General features: G+C 60.8%; 16 protein-coding genes. 10 read left to right on the top strand and 6 right to left on the bottom strand.

What is annotated here, in order from left to right:
• Positions 1 to 3 precede the first annotated feature (3 nt).
• The 4 genes from AMS69_RS09110 to AMS69_RS09125 are packed head-to-tail and all read left to right on the top strand — an operon-like array spanning position 4 to position 5,128.
• Positions 4 to 1,170, top strand: coding sequence for an acyl-CoA dehydrogenase family protein (locus tag AMS69_RS09110; protein WP_053967738.1), 1,167 nt, complete (start codon positions 4 to 6; stop codon positions 1,168 to 1,170).
• Complete coding sequence (locus AMS69_RS09115) at positions 1,170 to 2,939, top strand: acetyl/propionyl/methylcrotonyl-CoA carboxylase subunit alpha (protein WP_053967739.1); 1,770 nt, start codon at positions 1,170 to 1,172, stop codon at positions 2,937 to 2,939. Before AMS69_RS09110 ends, AMS69_RS09115 begins: the two co-directional genes overlap by 1 nt.
• A 2-nt stretch (positions 2,940 to 2,941) precedes the next feature.
• Complete coding sequence (locus AMS69_RS09120; RefSeq protein WP_053967740.1) at positions 2,942 to 4,660, top strand: acyl-CoA carboxylase subunit beta; 1,719 nt, start codon at positions 2,942 to 2,944, stop codon at positions 4,658 to 4,660.
• Between the two features lie 3 nt (positions 4,661 to 4,663).
• Entirely contained in the window at positions 4,664 to 5,128 is a 465-nt protein-coding gene (locus AMS69_RS09125; protein ID WP_053967741.1) for a MaoC family dehydratase, read from the top strand.
• Positions 5,129 to 5,169: 41 nt separating this feature from the next.
• Here the strand turns inward: AMS69_RS09125 and AMS69_RS09130 are convergent, their stop codons facing one another.
• Both AMS69_RS09130 and AMS69_RS09135 read right to left on the bottom strand, forming a co-directional pair.
• A complete protein-coding gene (locus tag AMS69_RS09130; RefSeq protein WP_053967742.1) occupies positions 5,170 to 5,892 on the bottom strand; it encodes a class I SAM-dependent methyltransferase in 723 nt (240 codons plus the stop codon).
• A gap of 42 nt (positions 5,893 to 5,934) precedes the next feature.
• Positions 5,935 to 6,768 carry an HpcH/HpaI aldolase/citrate lyase family protein gene (locus AMS69_RS09135; protein WP_053967743.1) on the bottom strand — a complete coding sequence of 278 codons (834 nt, stop codon included), beginning with the start codon at positions 6,766 to 6,768 and terminating at the stop codon, positions 5,935 to 5,937.
• 214 nt (positions 6,769 to 6,982) lie between these two features.
• On the opposite strand from AMS69_RS09135, the gene AMS69_RS09140 reads away from it, so the two are divergent.
• Positions 6,983 to 7,858, top strand: a complete 876-nt coding sequence (locus AMS69_RS09140) for an amidohydrolase family protein (protein WP_053967744.1) — start codon at positions 6,983 to 6,985, stop codon at positions 7,856 to 7,858.
• On the opposite strand, the gene AMS69_RS09145 is transcribed toward AMS69_RS09140, so the two are convergent.
• Together AMS69_RS09145 and AMS69_RS09150 are read right to left on the bottom strand one after the other, a co-directional pair.
• The gene (locus AMS69_RS09145) at positions 7,855 to 8,616 is read right to left on the bottom strand and encodes an enoyl-CoA hydratase/isomerase family protein (protein ID WP_053967745.1); all 762 of its coding nucleotides are present in this window, start codon (positions 8,614 to 8,616) and stop codon (positions 7,855 to 7,857) included. The genes AMS69_RS09140 and AMS69_RS09145 overlap by 4 nt on opposite strands.
• 26 nt (positions 8,617 to 8,642) lie before the next feature.
• Positions 8,643 to 9,299 carry a helix-turn-helix domain-containing protein gene (locus tag AMS69_RS09150; protein WP_080508820.1) on the bottom strand — a complete coding sequence of 219 codons (657 nt, stop codon included), beginning with the start codon at positions 9,297 to 9,299 and terminating at the stop codon, positions 8,643 to 8,645.
• A gap of 106 nt (positions 9,300 to 9,405) precedes the next feature.
• Here AMS69_RS09150 and paaA point away from each other — a divergent pair, with 106 nt between their 5' ends.
• The 5 genes from paaA to paaE are packed head-to-tail and all read left to right on the top strand — an operon-like array spanning position 9,406 to position 12,301.
• The gene (paaA, locus tag AMS69_RS09155) at positions 9,406 to 10,347 is read left to right on the top strand and encodes a 1,2-phenylacetyl-CoA epoxidase subunit PaaA (RefSeq protein WP_053967747.1); all 942 of its coding nucleotides are present in this window, start codon (positions 9,406 to 9,408) and stop codon (positions 10,345 to 10,347) included.
• Between the two features lie 5 nt (positions 10,348 to 10,352).
• On the top strand, positions 10,353 to 10,877 hold the full coding sequence (locus AMS69_RS09160) for a PacF protein (protein WP_053967748.1): 525 nt from the start codon (positions 10,353 to 10,355) through the stop codon (positions 10,875 to 10,877).
• Positions 10,877 to 11,710, top strand: a complete 834-nt coding sequence (gene paaC / locus AMS69_RS09165) for a 1,2-phenylacetyl-CoA epoxidase subunit PaaC (RefSeq protein WP_053967749.1) — start codon at positions 10,877 to 10,879, stop codon at positions 11,708 to 11,710. The genes AMS69_RS09160 and paaC overlap by 1 nt, the downstream gene beginning before the upstream one ends.
• The gene (gene paaD, locus AMS69_RS09170; RefSeq protein ID WP_053967750.1) at positions 11,703 to 12,137 is read left to right on the top strand and encodes a 1,2-phenylacetyl-CoA epoxidase subunit PaaD; all 435 of its coding nucleotides are present in this window, start codon (positions 11,703 to 11,705) and stop codon (positions 12,135 to 12,137) included. The genes paaC and paaD overlap by 8 nt, the downstream gene beginning before the upstream one ends.
• Positions 12,134 to 12,301 (top strand): 1,2-phenylacetyl-CoA epoxidase subunit PaaE, encoded by a 168-nt coding sequence (gene paaE / locus AMS69_RS20600; protein WP_202904528.1) that lies wholly within the window; start codon positions 12,134 to 12,136, stop codon positions 12,299 to 12,301. Before paaD ends, paaE begins: the two co-directional genes overlap by 4 nt.
• A gap of 109 nt (positions 12,302 to 12,410) precedes the next feature.
• Here paaE and AMS69_RS09175 read toward each other — a convergent pair whose 3' ends face one another.
• Both AMS69_RS09175 and AMS69_RS09180 read right to left on the bottom strand, forming a co-directional pair.
• Complete coding sequence (locus AMS69_RS09175; RefSeq protein WP_053967751.1) at positions 12,411 to 13,862, bottom strand: aldehyde dehydrogenase family protein; 1,452 nt, start codon at positions 13,860 to 13,862, stop codon at positions 12,411 to 12,413.
• Positions 13,863 to 14,009: 147 nt separating this feature from the next.
• The gene (locus AMS69_RS09180) at positions 14,010 to 14,468 is read right to left on the bottom strand and encodes a MaoC family dehydratase (RefSeq protein WP_053967752.1); all 459 of its coding nucleotides are present in this window, start codon (positions 14,466 to 14,468) and stop codon (positions 14,010 to 14,012) included.
• Between the last annotated feature and the right edge of the window lie 96 nt (positions 14,469 to 14,564).

Raw genomic sequence — 14,564 nt, forward strand, 5'->3', positions numbered from 1 at the left:
CCAATGAATTTCGAAGATACAGAGGAACGCTCGATGATTCGGTCGACCGCAGCGGACGTGGCGGCCGAGTACGGACCGGAGTACTGGCGCGAGAAAGAGGAGGCAGGCGAGTTCGGACAGGAATTCTGGGACGAACTGGCCGCGGCCGGCTTCCACGGCCTACTGGTCCCACAGGAGTACGAAGGGGCCGGGATGGGAATACAGGAGATGGGACTGGTCATGGAGACGCTCTGTGCCGAGGGCTGTGGCATGGCGGGCACGTGGTATCTCGTGCTTACCGCCGGCATGGCCGCTGTCGGTATCAGTGAGAACGGGACAGAAGCGCAGAAACAGACCTATCTGCCCGACATCGCCAACGGCAAGCGAAACTTCTCCATCGGGATTACAGAGCCCGAAGCCGGAACGAACACGCTGAACGTCGCGACCCGCGCTGAGAAAGACGGTGACGAGTACGTGCTGAACGGGAACAAGGCGTGGATTACCTTCGCGGACCGGGCCGACAATATGATTCTCGTCACGCGAACGACTCCACGTGACGAGGTCGAGCGCGGAACTGACGGCATAAGTCTGTTTATCGTCGATATGGACGATCCCGGCATCGACGTGTCGCCGATCCCCAAACACGGTATCAACTACTCGAAGTCCTGTGAGGTCTTCATCGAGGACGTGCGGGTCCCCGAGGAGAACTTGCTGGGCGAGGAAGACGATGGCTGGTGGACCTTGGTCGATATGCTGAATCCGGAACGGATCGGCTTTGCGGCCGCCGGGACCGGCATCGGCAAGCTAGCCGCCGACACTGCTATCGAGTACGCCAGCGACCGGGAGGTGTTCGATGCGCCTATCGGGACCCATCAGGCGGTTTCGTTCCCGATCACCAAGGCGTACGCCCGCATGGAAACGGCGGCGCTCATGCGTGAGAAGGCGTCTTGGCTCTACGATCAGGGCGAGGAGTGTGGGTACGAGACAAACGTCGCGAAGGCGACGGCCGTCAGTGCTGGCATCGAAGCGGTCAAGCAATCGATGCAGGCCTTTGGCGGCTGGGGCTACGCGAAGGAGTACGACATCGAGCGGTGGTGGCGTGAAATCAACCTGACGCGGCTGGCCCCGGTCTCCCAGCAGATGGCGTACAACCATATCGGGCAACACCTCGGCTTCCCACGATCCTACTAATGTTCGAGAAAGTCCTTGTCGCAAACCGCGGCGAAATCGCGGTTCGTGTGATGGCTGCGTGTGAAGAACTGGGTATCGAAACGGTTGCCGTCTACAGCGACGCCGACCGCAACGCCGGCCACGTCGAGTACGCTGACGACGCATACAACGTCGGCCCGGCACCTGCAAGCGAGTCGTATCTCGACCAGACAGCGATACTCGATGTCGCTGAGCGGGCTGGAGCCGATGCAATCCATCCCGGCTACGGCTTCCTCGCCGAAAACGCAGAGTTCGCTAGCCGCGTCGAGGCTACCGACGGCCTCACGTGGGTCGGCCCGCCGAGTGACGCGATGGAGACGCTGGGGGAAAAGACGAAAGCCCGGACGGTGATGCAGGAGGCTGGCGTCCCAGTCGTCCCCGGCACGACGGATCTGGTCGACGACCCAGACGAAGTACGGGAACTGGGCGCGGAGTACGGCTACCCCATCGCGATCAAGGCTGAAGGCGGCGGTGGCGGTCGCGGCATGAAGATTGTCCGGAGCGAGGCCGAGGTTGCGGAGGCGCTGAAAAGCGCACAGCGCGAGGGAGAAGCCTACTTCGGCAATGACTCGGTGTACGTCGAAAAGTACCTCGAAGCCCCGAAACACGTCGAGGTGCAGGTGCTTGCGGACGAACACGGCACCGTCCGCCACCTCGGTGAGCGCGACTGCTCGCTCCAGCGCCGCCACCAGAAGGTCATCGAGGAAGCCCCGAGTCCGGCGCTCGATGCCGAACTGCGTACGGAGATCGGTGCAGCAGCCAGACGCGGTGTCAGTGAAGCCGGCTATACGAACGCCGGGACAGTGGAGTTCCTCGTCGAAGACGGGGAGTTCTACTTCATGGAGGTAAACACCCGAATCCAGGTCGAACACACCGTCACCGAAGCGGTGACCGGGATTGACATCGTTCGCTGGCAGCTCCGGGTCGCTGCGGGCGAGCGACTGGACTTTACACAGGACGACGTGTCGATAGACGGGCACGCCGTCGAGTACCGAATCAACGCGGAGAACCCGGCAGAGGACTTCGCCCCGACGCCGGGGCCGCTGACGACCTACGCGCCGCCAAGCAGTATCGGTGTGCGGCTCGACCACGCGGTCTCGCAGGGCGACGATATCGGGGGCGATTACGACTCGATGATCGCGAAGCTCATCGTCGCCGGCGAGGACCGGGGCCACTGTCTGGACCGGTCGAGGCGTGCCCTCGACCATTTCACCGTCGAGGGGGTCCACACCACCATCCCGTTCCATCGACTGATGCTGGACGACGACACGTTCCGTGCCGGGACGCACACGACGAAATACCTCGATCAGGAACTCGCCGATGATGCTCTCGATGCGGCCGTCGCGCGGTGGGGTACCGACGAGGTCAGCGGCGACACCTCGGCGGCGTCGACGGATGAAATCGCTGTCGAGGTCGACGGAAGGCGCTTCGATGTCGTCGTTACGGATGGACTGCCTCGCGTAGCCCGTGATGGGACCGCCAGTAGCGCTTCGGGCGGAAATTCATCCGGCGGCGGTACGGTGGATGTGACCACGTCGGGTGCGATTACGGCCGAGATGCAGGGCACTATCCTCTCGACCGAAGTCGCGCCCGGTGACGATATCGCAGCGGGCGATGTCGTCTGCGTACTCGAGGCGATGAAAATGGAAAACGACGTGGTGGCATCCACGGGCGGCACTGTCGCGTCCGTCCCGATTACGGAGGGCGATTCCGTAGACATGGGTGACACCCTGGTCGTACTGGAGGAGTAAGCATGCAAGTCAGAATTTCGGACGACGCGACCGAATCGGAAGCACAGGCCATAGCCGAGGCGCTGTCGACACACTTCGAGGACGATATTACCCTCGTCATCGACAGCGGCGAAACGGTCGCCAGTGCCACGTACGACGGCACTCCGGGAGATGGAGCCACGGAACAGGTCGACGACGACCTCGGGCCGACCGAACGCGAGGAGAATCTGCGCGAGGAGATCGAAGAGATCCACGAAGGCGGGCCGGAAAAGTATAAAAAGCAGTTGCCCGAGGAGGGCAAGCTGTTCGTTCGTGACCGTATCGATCTGTGGTTCGGCGACGATTTCCTCTTCGAGGACGGAACGTTCGCGGAGTTCGACGCCGACGACCAGCTCCCGGCTGACGGACTCATCACGGGGGCCGCGGAGTTCGAAGGCCGTGACCTACATTTCATGGCCAACGATTACACGGTCAAACGTGGCAGCATGGCCGCAAAAGGTGTCGAGAAGTTCCTCCGGATGCAACAGCGGGCGCTGAAAACCGGGCGACCGGTGCTGTATCTGATGGATTCCTCGGGCGGTCGTATCGACCAGCAGACGGGCTTTTTCGCCAACCGAGAGGGGATTGGGAAGTTCTACTACAACCATTCGATGCTCTCTGGGCGGGTCCCCCAGATCTGTGTGCTGTACGGTCCCTGTATCGCTGGCGCGGCCTACACGCCAGTGTTCGCGGATTTCACCGTCATGGTTCGGGACATGAGCGCAATGGCGATCGCCAGCCCCCGGATGGTCGAGATGGTCACCGGCGAAAAAATCAGCCTCGAAGATCTCGGCGGGCCTGACGTCCACGCACAGCACTCCGGGAGTGCGGATCTCATCGCCGACGACGAGGAACACGCCCGGGAACTCGTCGCACAACTCATGAGCTATCTGCCCGACAACGCCGATGAAGACCCGCCACAGACAAGTGGGACCGCTCCAAAGCGCTCGCCGGAGGGTATTGACGCCGTTGTTCCGGACAAGCCCAACAAGGGCTACGATATGTTCGACGTGATAGAGCGGGTCGTCGACGCCGGGTCGACCCTCGAACTCCGGCCAGAGTACGGCAAGGAGATTATCACGTCGTTTGCCCGGATCGACGGCCGGCCGGTCGGAGTCATCGCCAATCAGCCAGCCCAGCGTGCGGGAGCCATCTTCCCGGACGCGGCGGAGAAAGCCGCACAGTTCATCTGGACCTGTGACGCCTACAACATCCCGCTGTTGTACCTCTGTGATACGCCGGGGTTCATGGCCGGGTCAGGCGTCGAGAAAGAGGGCATCCTCGAACAGGGCAAGAAGATGATCTACGCCACGTCTTCGGCGACAGTGCCCAAGCAGTCCGTCGTGGTGCGGAAAGCATACGGCGCGGGCATCTACGCGATGTCCGGTCCCGCGTACGACCCCGAGTCGACAATCGGCCTTCCAAGCGGCGAAATCGCAATTATGGGGCCGGAAGCGGCTATCAATGCCGTCTACGCCCGCAAGCTTTCCGAGATCGATGACGAGGACGAACGACAGCAAAAGGAACAGGAGCTCCGCGAGGCCTACCGCGAGGATATCGACATTCATCGAATGGCCAGTGAAGTTGTCGTTGACGACATCGTCCCGCCCAGCGACCTCAGAACGGAACTGACGAACCGCTTTGCGTTCTACGAGACCGTCGAGAAAGACCTCCCGGACAAGAAACACGGAACCATCCTCTGAGCTATGACAGGACTATACTACGAAGAGTTCGAGGTCGGCGAGACCATCGAACACGAGAAGCGCCGCACGATCAGCGAGCGCGACAATCAGCAGTTCTGCGATATGACGATGAACCAGCAGCCGCTCCATCTCGATGCCGAGTTCGCGGCCGAGACGGAGTTCGGCGAGCGACTGGTTAACGGCCTCTACACGATGAGCTTGGCGGTTGGACTGACCATCCCGGAGACGACTGATGGCACTATCGTCGCGAACCTCTCCTACGACAATGTCGAGCATCCGAACCCGGTGTTTCACGGCGACACGATACGCGTGCAGTCGACCGTGACCGACAAACGCGAGACCAGCGACGGTGGCCGCGGCGTCGTCACGATGCACGTCGAGGTGTTCAAACTCACAGATTCGGACGATCTCCTCGTCTGTGAGTTCGACCGCACCGTGCTGTCACTGAGACGCGACCACGCCGAGTAACGCGAGGACCGCTATACCGACGCGCTCTAACTCCCAAACGCCTATTCTGGGACACCGATGACCCACCGCCATCGTTGTTCGAACGTCCCGTCCAGAGGGCCGAGGAGTTCGTGGGCCTGAAGCACCCGTTCTTCGGTGTCGAGCTTCGGATAGAGCCGTGCAGCCATCGCTGGAATCGCGTGGAACAGCCGGATGTTTTCGGCAGTCGTCGAAAACTTCCATGTGCCTGTTGTCGTCGAGAACTCGCTCGCTAGAGCGTCTTCGAGAGCCGACGTATCAGCCGGAGAGCGCGACTCGCGCTCGAACTGTTCGAACACGTCCGTGCCGTCGGGACAGAACCACCCCAGCGGTGCGACAGCGCCGACCACGCCGTCCGGGCGGAGGACTCTGGCGGCTTCCCGTACCGCGGCCGCCGGGTCAGGGACCAGAAAGAGCGAGGCGGTAAAGGCCACGCCATCGACCGACTGGTCACTGAGCGGAAGATGGTCGAAATCGGCCTGTAACCGGGCAGCGGAGTCGATTTCGCGTAGCATCTCGCGACTGATATCGAGCGCAATAGTATCCGCTGCCGTCTCGGTGAATACGCGCGTGCTTACGCCTGTTCCAGCGCCCGCATCGAGCACTCTGCCGAGTCCGCCGTCAGTACGAGCGCTCATCTCGGCAGCGAGCAGACGAGCGAGGGACGTGAAGCGATTGGTCCGCCGCTCGTAGGTCGTGTAGGCGTCGACGCTGGCATCGAAATTCCGCCGGACGACGTCTTTCATACGCGACAGCACAGCCAGGTCCCCGATAGGTGTTACCGTTGGCTACCGCTGGCCGGCTTCGCGAGCGCGTTCGAGGACGCGCTCTGCCTGTGCAATAAGCGGTGCGTCAATCATCTCCCCGTCGACTTCGAAAACCCCAGCATCGGTCTCGTTGTCGGCCGTGACGACCCGTTCGGCCCATGCTATCGCCTCGTCACTGGGTGTGAACGCGTCGTTGATGACCGCGACCTGATCCGGATGGATCGCCATCTTCCCATCGTATCCGAGCTGGGCCGCGCACTCCGTCGCTTCGCGGAGCCCATCCAGATCGCCGTAATCGGGGTATATCGTATCAATCGCGTCGATTCCAGCGGCGCTTGCCGCAACGACGACTCGCTGGCGTGCATAGAGTACCTCCCGCCCGTCGCTGGTCCGACTCGCACCGATGTCGGCCGCGAGGTCCTCGGCTCCGAACAGGAGGGCATCGGTCGGGTCGGTGGCTGCGATCTCCGCCGCGTTGAGGACGCCGGCGGCCGATTCGACCAGTGCCAGTACCGGGAGGTCCACACTGTACTCTCCGAGGAGCCGTTCCAGTGCCGATATGTCGTCGGCAGAACCGGCCTTGGGGAGCATCACACTGTCGGGACTGGTATCCGTCAGTATTGCCGAAAGGTCGGCTGTGGCGCTGACTCCCACGGGATTGATGCGAACGCAGATGTGGCTGTCTGAACTGACAGTGGCTAGGACCGATTGAACAGATTCACGGGCCCGTTCTTTGTCAGCCGGTGCAACCGCATCTTCGAGATCAAAGACGACAACATCAGCGTCGCCACCGGCCGCCTTCCGCATCAACTCTGCGTTGTCACCCGGTGCAAACAGGACACTGCGACGAACCATGGCCGTCCCTTCGCCCCCCAGCAGTAAGATGGTAGGGGATAAGCGCCCGGCTATGCACGGGGTGACCGTGCGCTTGGGACCCGTTGCCTGTCACAGGGAGGACCACCGCTGCTTCAATCAGCTACCGGTGGCACGACTGCCGTGGCACTCCAGTGTGGCTGCTGGATAGCAGAAACAGCATGGATTTTTATGACACTGGGTAAAATTGCCCTCTGTGACAACCGACCTCCCTGGTGTCGACGACAGACAACTGTTCGACACGCACGCCCACCAACCGACAAGTGAGTTCCTCCACGACGCCGGCGGCGAAATGATGCAAGACGCCGCCGACCGCTTTGGTACTGATCTGGAGACGTGGGACTACGACGAAATGCTCGCGGAGTACCACGAGGCGGGCGTCGGTGGCGCTGTCCTGCTTGGCTGGGATGCGGAGACGAACACCGGGAACCCACCCGTCCCGAACGACTACGTCGCCGAGGTCCGGGACGAGTACCCCGATTTCTTCGTCGGGTTCGGGAGCGTCGACCCACTGAAAGACGACTGCGTGCAGGAGGCGATCCGGTGCGTCGAGGATCTGGATCTCTCGGGGTTCAAGTTCCAGCAGATCGCACAGGGCTTTGACCCCTCGGACGAACGCCACGACCATCTGTGGAGTACCATCGAAGACCTCGGCGTTCCCGTTGTCTTCCACGGCGGGAACTCGACACTGGGAGCCTGCAGCGCTGGCGGCCGCGGCCTGAAAATCAAGTACGGCAACCCGATGCTTATCGACGACGTGGCTGCTGCACATCCGGACCTGGATATCCTCATCGCTCACCCCGCCTTCCCATGGGAGAAAGAGCAACTGGCGATATGCCAGCAGAAGGGCAACGTGTACATGGACCTCTCCGGATGGGTGCCGAAGTATATCGACGAGCAGGTGCTCCATTACGCCGGGACAGTGCTCAAAGACAAGGTGATGTTCGGGACCGATTATCCGATGATCGACCCCGACACGTGGCTCGAATCGTTCGCTCGCGACACTGACTTCGACACGGATGTCCAGCGGAAGATTCTGTTCGAAAACGCCCAGGAATTTTTCGACCGCTAGTCGAAGTCTGGGGTCCGCCCGTCCAGAAACGCCTCGACGCCATGTGCGTGTGCCGGCGTATCGTACGCCAGTGACTGGATGCGTGCTTCCCGACGCAGCCCGGTTTCTAAGGGCTGGCCGAGATTATCGTGGATCGCCTCCTTCGCCAGCCCGAGGTTCGCTGTCGGCTGTGCCCGAAGCGTTTCGAGCAGGTCGGCTGTCCGCCCATCGAGTTCGGCCGGGTCGACCGCCTCGTTGATCAGATCCATGTCGGCGGCGCTCTCGGCGTCGATCAGTGTCCCGGTGAACGCGAGTTCCTTCGTTTTCCTGAGCCCGATGAGCCGAGGCAGTATAGCGGTTGCGCCCATGTCCGGGACGAGGCCGACACTGATGAACGACGCACCGAACCGCGCGGACGTGGCGGCGTAGGCGAGATCGGCGACAGCCACGAGCGACAGCCCGGCACCGACCGCGTCGCCGTTGACTTTCGCGACGACAGGCACCGGAGCTGAGAGGATGTTGCTGGCAACCCGGCTCAGCGTTGTCCGGACTCGTTCGTAGGCTTCCGTTGTCGATTCCTCGCGCTCGCTCATCGCCTCGATATCCCCACCGGCACTGAACGAATCACCGTCGCCGGTGAGGAGAACGGCGTCGTGCGTCGCCGGGTCGAGATCAGCAAGCGCATCAGCTAGCTCAGTAGCGACCGCTTCTGTCATTGCGTTTTTCGCATCTGGACGGTCGAATACGATTCGTCGAACAGCGCCGTCTTCAACGCGCATGGTCGTATTCAAGATGCCCGGGCACTTTACTGTCCGTCGTCGTCCGGACGGCTGTTGTCGGCAGCGCCGAACAGCTGTGTGAACAACGAGTGCTGTGCGCGGTGGAGTCGTTCGAGGAACGCGGACTTACTGATCCCGAGTTCGGCAGCGACTTCACTAGCTGTCGTCTGTCGTGGAACGACAAAGTAGCCCATCTCGACTGCGTACCGGAGACTCTCCGCCTGTGCCGGGGTCAGGTCCCACTGCTGTGCGATAGACGCGTCCTCTGTTGCACGCAGCGCGTACACCCGCTGTAGTTTCACGCCGACAGTTTCACCGGCCGTCTCCATGACGGTTTGGAGAATCTCGTGGCCCACCACAGCGCCAGTTAAAATCGCGTTGCCGTTCCGATACGTCAGCGATTCCACCATGAAGCCCGCACTGATGAGCTTATGCACAACACACTGCTGCAGCGACAGACATCGGTAATTATAGCGCCCGTCGGTAACTGACTGATAGAGATAGCGGATTCGGTCGTCACCATCGAGGTAGTCGATAAGATCATCACTCGCCTGTGCGCTGAACCGCAGCAACACGTTACGGTCATCCCGGAGGAGCGGCGGGGCCGCCTCGATGGATGTCCCGGTGGCACTGCTCGCATCTGCCAGCGGGCAGTCGTCGCCCTCGATGCGAAACTCGACCATGAGACACTCCTCTATCATTACCTCGTCTATGTGCGGAAATGCATATAAAACCCGTCTATATAGGGGCAAATTAGTAAGAATATTCCTCACGATTTTTGCGATAGATATGAACGTCGACGAAGTCAAAGACCGCGCTGGACCCCGAGAATTCAGCCCGAAAGACGACCTTCCCGAAGAGTATCGGAAGGCAGCCACACGGATGCTCGAGTTCCACGCCAACAGCGAGATTATGGGGGCGTTCCTCGAACGGCCCTTCATCAGAAAAGCACCGAGTATTGAGCGAAAGATGGCCTTCAGCGCGAAGGTGCAGGACGAAATCGGTCACGGCCAGATGCTCTACCGAGCGGCGGAGTCGCTTGGTATCAAGACCCGCGACGAGATGCTCGACGACTTGGCGAACGGGGATGGAAAGTTCCTGAACTGCTTCCATTACCCGATGGAGAGCTACGTCGAGACACCGATGATCGCCTTCTTCGTCGACGGGGCTGCGATGCGCCGCCAGGCGACTCTGAAAAAGTCCAGTTGGGAACCGTACGCCCACGCGATGGACAAGATCTGCTTCGAAGAGGGGATGCACGTCAAACACGGCGAGTCAATCCTCCGCGAACTGATGAACGGCTCCCGGAGGGAACAGCGCATGACTCAGGACGCCTTCGAAGAGTGGTGGCCGCGAATCCTGCAGTTCTTCGGCCCGACCGACGACCAGAGTACTCATCACGATTTCGCCGCGGAAGTCGGGCTGAAGACGTGTACGAACGACGAACTTCGGAACGCGTTCCTGAACACGTACATCCCGAAGGCCAAGAAATACGGGCTGGAGATGCCCGATGAGCCACGCATCCGGGACAACGGTGACGGGACCTACGAGGTCGTCGAAGACGACCTCGACTGGGACGAGTTCTTCACCGTATCGCAGAACGAATACGACGGCAGTATCGAGCAGATCACGGGTCGCCGACAGGCTCAGGAAGCGGTTCAGTGGGTCCGTGACATGATGGACGACCAGACGACGACGAACAGCGGCCCGCAGTCACAGGCGGCGGACTGAGAACAATGATCTGGGAAGTATTCCGACAACAGAGTGCGGACGCGGCTTTCGTTCACTGCCGAGACGTCCACGCACCCGACCGAGAGATGGCAAAGCAGTTCGCAGTCATCCAGCACGGACGCCGAAAACCAACCCATGCGCTCTGGGTTGCCCCGCAAGAGAAAATCACGCAGGTCGACCCTGGCGCAGAGAGCCGCGAGGCTGGTGACGGCGCTGAGAAACCGTGGGCTGTCTTCCGGCAGGACAAGCCCGGGGGGTATCACACACACTGTGGTGATGTCGAAGCTCCCAGCGCCGCCGACGCAGAACAGGCGGCGATTGCGGCGTTCACTGACGACGATCCGAACAGTCTCTGGGTCGTCCAGCACCAGTACATCGGCGAAGTCACAGAGGACGACGTCAGCTTCGGTGGCACGACCAACAAGTCATACCGGTTCGCACAGACGTACAACGTCGACCCGGCTGCTGAGGAGGTCGAAGCCTCCGAATCTGAGCAGATCGAAGCGGAGAAACAGCGAGGTGAAATCTAATGGCGACAACAGAATCCGACCTCGGCGGTCCAACTGACCTTTCCGAAGAAGCACAGCGCGCAGTCGAGGCACAGCTGCTCCGGCTCGCTGACGATGAGCTGATTCAGGCCGAACGCTACACGTTCTGGCAGGTGCGTGCGCCGACGCTGGAATCGGACCTCTCCATCTCGAACAACGCACAGGACGAGCTGGGTCACGCACGACTGTGGTACGATGCAGTGCAGCAACTCGGCTACTCCGAGGAATCGCTCATTTACGAGAGTGACCCCAGCGACTTCCAGCACAGTACGTTCGTCGAGCTGCCGTTTGCGGAAGGCGACTGGGCCGACGCCATCGTCAGGGCGTACCTCTATGACGTTGCTGAAGACATCCGCCTCTCGGCGCTTGAGGACTCATCGTACGAGACAATCCGAAACCGAACGAGTCGCATCCAGGGCGAGGAAGGCTATCATCTCGAACACGCCGAGAGCTGGCTGGACCGGATGGCACTGGATGAGGAAGCCAGCGAACGCGTTCAGGCGGCAATCGATAACCTCTATCCGTACGCCCTCACGCTGTTCGAACCCGTCGGCGACGTGGAAGCAGACATCGAACGGCTGGGCATCCGAACGATGACCCTCGACGAGATGCGTACCGAGTGGGAGACTCGCGTCGAATCGTTCCTGACCGAACTGGGATTCGACGTACCGACCGATGCGGCCCCCGCAACGCCGACGGGCCGGGACAACGAACACACTGACCACTGGCACGACCTGCACGAACAGATGACGTCCAGCTACCGGAATCTGGGACGCGACAAAGCGACGCTGATAATGGCGGCCGACGATGAGTAGCGACTACGACCGGCCACGCGCGGACGCTGATGCGACCGCGTGTTCGTACACCGACTACGAGACCAAAGACCACGCGGCGGACGACGTGCCAGCCACGGGCGAAGACGCCGACGGCATCGAACGCGATGTGTGGGCGGCCCTGTATCAGGTCGAGGACCCGGAGATGCCAGTTAGCATTGTCGACCTGGGCCTTATATATGGGCTCGATGTGTCCGACGGTGAGGCCACAGTCGACATGACCCTCACCTACAGCGGCTGTCCGGCACGCGAGATTATACTTGACGAGGTCGAAGAAGCCGCCAAGAGTGTCGATGGAATCGAGACCGCGTCGGTCCGACTGGTCTGGGCCCCGGACTGGTCGATCGACCTGGTCACCGAACAGGGGAAAGAAGCGTTGCGTGACTTCGGGATGAGTTTCGACGGATGAGCGAACCCGATCCCAGCGTCACGACCAGCGGCGAACAGACGGGCGCTGAGTGCCCGTACTGCGGCGCAACTGACACTGAGCGAAAACACCCACGCGGACCGTCACGCTGTCAGTCGATTCATTACTGTAACGAGTGCCTCCAGCAGTTCAAGAAGTTCGAGTAAGCCGCTATTACTTCCGAGTATTACCTTCGGAGTTTCACACTGCGAAACAGAGCGGTGGTGCCATTGATAACGCCGACTGGGGTATGACGCCGATTTGTCGAATTGAACCTCAGCCGAGGTTGATGTGGACGTTTTTCACCTCTGTGTAGCTCTCGATGGCCTGCTCGCCCTGTGCGCGGCCGTGTCCGCTCTGTTTCGTGCCGCCGAAGGGTGTCTGTGGCCACGTGTTGGGCGTCTCGTTGACCATCACCATCCCGTAGTCCAGTCTGTCTGTGACGGTGTGAGCGCGAGTCAGATCGTTCGTCCAGACACAGGCGGTGAGGCCGAACGGCGAGTCGTTCGCAACGTCAATGGCCTCTTCCTCGTCGCTCACTTCGATTGCGGTAAGGACGGGGCCGAAAATCTCCTCCCGTGCAATCGTCATCTCGTTGTCCACGTCGGCAAAGACGGTCGGCTCGACGAAGTGGCCGGTTTCTTTGTCCGCAGGAACGCCGCCGCCGGCCACGACAGTTGCGCCCTCTTCCTTGCCGGTCTCGATATAGTCGAGGATCTCCTGTTGTTGACCTGCGCTGACGACTGGCCCCATCTGTCCATCGTCGTCGATACCGCTGCCAAGTGGGATCTTTTCGGCGATTTCAGCCATCCGGGAGACCATCTCGTCGTAGATGTCTTCGTGGACGACAAGACGTGAGTTCGCCCAGCACATCTGCCCGGCGTTCATGAAAATCCCGTACTGGATGCCGCGGGCGGCGGCATCGAGGTCAGCGTCTGGGAACACGACGGCCGGGCCTTTGCCGCCGAGTTCGAGCGTCACATCGGCGACCGCATCCGCAGCCGTGCGCTGGACCGTCTTGCCGACGCCAGTACTCCCGGTGAAGGTAACGTGATCGACGCCCTCGTGTCCTGTGAGTGCCTCCCCGGCTTCAGATCCTTTCCCGGGAACGACGTTGACGACGCCGTCAGGCAGGCCCGCTTTTTCGGCGGCTTTCGCGTAGTACAGCGCCGAAAGCGGCGTCATAGCGGATGGTTTGAGGATAACACTGTTGCCTGTCGCCAGCGCCGGTGCCAGGCCGCGGCCGGCAAGCTGGAAGGGGTAGTTCCACGGCGCGATGTGTGCCGTCACGCCGACTGGCTCACGAGTGCTGTAGTTGAGCCGGCCGTTCTCAACGGGGATTTCGTCACCGCGGATCTTGTCCGTCCACCCCGCGTAATGGCGGAACGTATCGGTGACCATGTCGATTTCCAGCCCGGCCTCGAACGGCGTTTTCCCGTTGTCGTGGGATTCAACCATGGACAGCTCGTCTTTCATCGCCTCGATAGCGTCAGCCATCGCATGGAGCTTCTCCCGGCGCGTTCCCGGGTCCATCGTCGCCCACTCGGAACCGTCTGCGACGGCTGCCTGTGCTGCCTGTACCGCATCATCGATATCGCTCACCCCGGCTTTTTGTACTGTTGCGTAGGTCCGTTCGGTTGCCGGGTCCTCCGTCTCAATGCTGTCGCCGTTGGTCGCTTTTCGCCATTCGCCACCGATGTACAGGTCTGTCGGACCGGTGTACTCCATTGCAATAACAGAGGGAGCGCGCGCCGTCTTAGTTGTTATTATTGATTATTAATGTTCAGCTGACGGGAGCGCGAACTTCGACTTTCAGGCTCCAACATTGCGGTGCTATCCGCGACAGCTGCATCGCCTTCGGACGCGTCAGTAGATTCACTCGCGTTTCTTTATCAGGAACTTCATATCGCCCTCGAAGACGACGGTCCCGTCCTGATTTTCCATCTCGGTGTCGAGAACGACTAACCCGGCGTCGTCGCGCCCGACCTCCTTGGTGTTGTCAACGACAATTTCCAACTGGAGTGTATCGCCGATATGGACCGGGTTCGGGAGGTCCATGTAGTTCATCCCGAGGAACGCGAATGCAGTCCGTTCGACGATGCCCGTCCGGTAGACGAAGCCGGTCGCCTGCACGAACGTCATCGGACCGTGTGCGATCCGCTCACCGAACTCCTGTTGTTCCGCGTATTCCTTGTTCGTATGCAGTTCAGTCCAGTCTCCTGACAGGGCAGAGTGCATGACGAAATCGGACTCGGTAACCGTCCGGCCGACACTGATAAACTCTTGCCCCTCTTCGAAGTCCTCGAAGTGGTGTGGCTCGTAGCTGTAGGCCATAGTTTGTCATCTGATAGCAGCCATTTATATTTTTACGCTCCGCTGATAGCACCAGCAGTGACCGGTATGTATTTATTATTCCTGATGGAACCACAG

The sequence above is a fragment of the Haloarcula rubripromontorii genome, from assembly GCF_001280425.1.
In the GTDB taxonomy this organism is placed as follows: Archaea; Halobacteriota; Halobacteria; order Halobacteriales; family Haloarculaceae; genus Haloarcula; species Haloarcula rubripromontorii.

What these genes read in the sequence shown, in the direction of transcription:
- AMS69_RS09110 (WP_053967738.1), top strand. Translation starts at nt 4, where the DNA reads ATGAATTTCGAAGATACAGAGGAACGCTCGATGATTCGGTCGACCGCA.
- AMS69_RS09115 (WP_053967739.1), top strand. Translation starts at nt 1,170, where the DNA reads ATGTTCGAGAAAGTCCTTGTCGCAAACCGCGGCGAAATCGCGGTTCGT.
- AMS69_RS09120 (WP_053967740.1), top strand. Translation starts at nt 2,942, where the DNA reads ATGCAAGTCAGAATTTCGGACGACGCGACCGAATCGGAAGCACAGGCC.
- AMS69_RS09125 (WP_053967741.1), top strand. Translation starts at nt 4,664, where the DNA reads ATGACAGGACTATACTACGAAGAGTTCGAGGTCGGCGAGACCATCGAA.
- AMS69_RS09130 (WP_053967742.1), bottom strand. Translation starts at nt 5,892, where the DNA reads ATGAAAGACGTCGTCCGGCGGAATTTCGATGCCAGCGTCGACGCCTAC.
- AMS69_RS09135 (WP_053967743.1), bottom strand. Translation starts at nt 6,768, where the DNA reads ATGGTTCGTCGCAGTGTCCTGTTTGCACCGGGTGACAACGCAGAGTTG.
- AMS69_RS09145 (WP_053967745.1), bottom strand. Translation starts at nt 8,616, where the DNA reads ATGCGCGTTGAAGACGGCGCTGTTCGACGAATCGTATTCGACCGTCCA.
- AMS69_RS09150 (WP_080508820.1), bottom strand. Translation starts at nt 9,299, where the DNA reads ATGGTCGAGTTTCGCATCGAGGGCGACGACTGCCCGCTGGCAGATGCG.
- paaA (WP_053967747.1), top strand. Translation starts at nt 9,406, where the DNA reads ATGAACGTCGACGAAGTCAAAGACCGCGCTGGACCCCGAGAATTCAGC.
- AMS69_RS09160 (WP_053967748.1), top strand. Translation starts at nt 10,353, where the DNA reads ATGATCTGGGAAGTATTCCGACAACAGAGTGCGGACGCGGCTTTCGTT.
- paaC (WP_053967749.1), top strand. Translation starts at nt 10,877, where the DNA reads ATGGCGACAACAGAATCCGACCTCGGCGGTCCAACTGACCTTTCCGAA.
- paaD (WP_053967750.1), top strand. Translation starts at nt 11,703, where the DNA reads ATGAGTAGCGACTACGACCGGCCACGCGCGGACGCTGATGCGACCGCG.
- paaE (WP_202904528.1), top strand. Translation starts at nt 12,134, where the DNA reads ATGAGCGAACCCGATCCCAGCGTCACGACCAGCGGCGAACAGACGGGC.
- AMS69_RS09175 (WP_053967751.1), bottom strand. Translation starts at nt 13,862, where the DNA reads ATGGAGTACACCGGTCCGACAGACCTGTACATCGGTGGCGAATGGCGA.
- AMS69_RS09180 (WP_053967752.1), bottom strand. Translation starts at nt 14,468, where the DNA reads ATGGCCTACAGCTACGAGCCACACCACTTCGAGGACTTCGAAGAGGGG.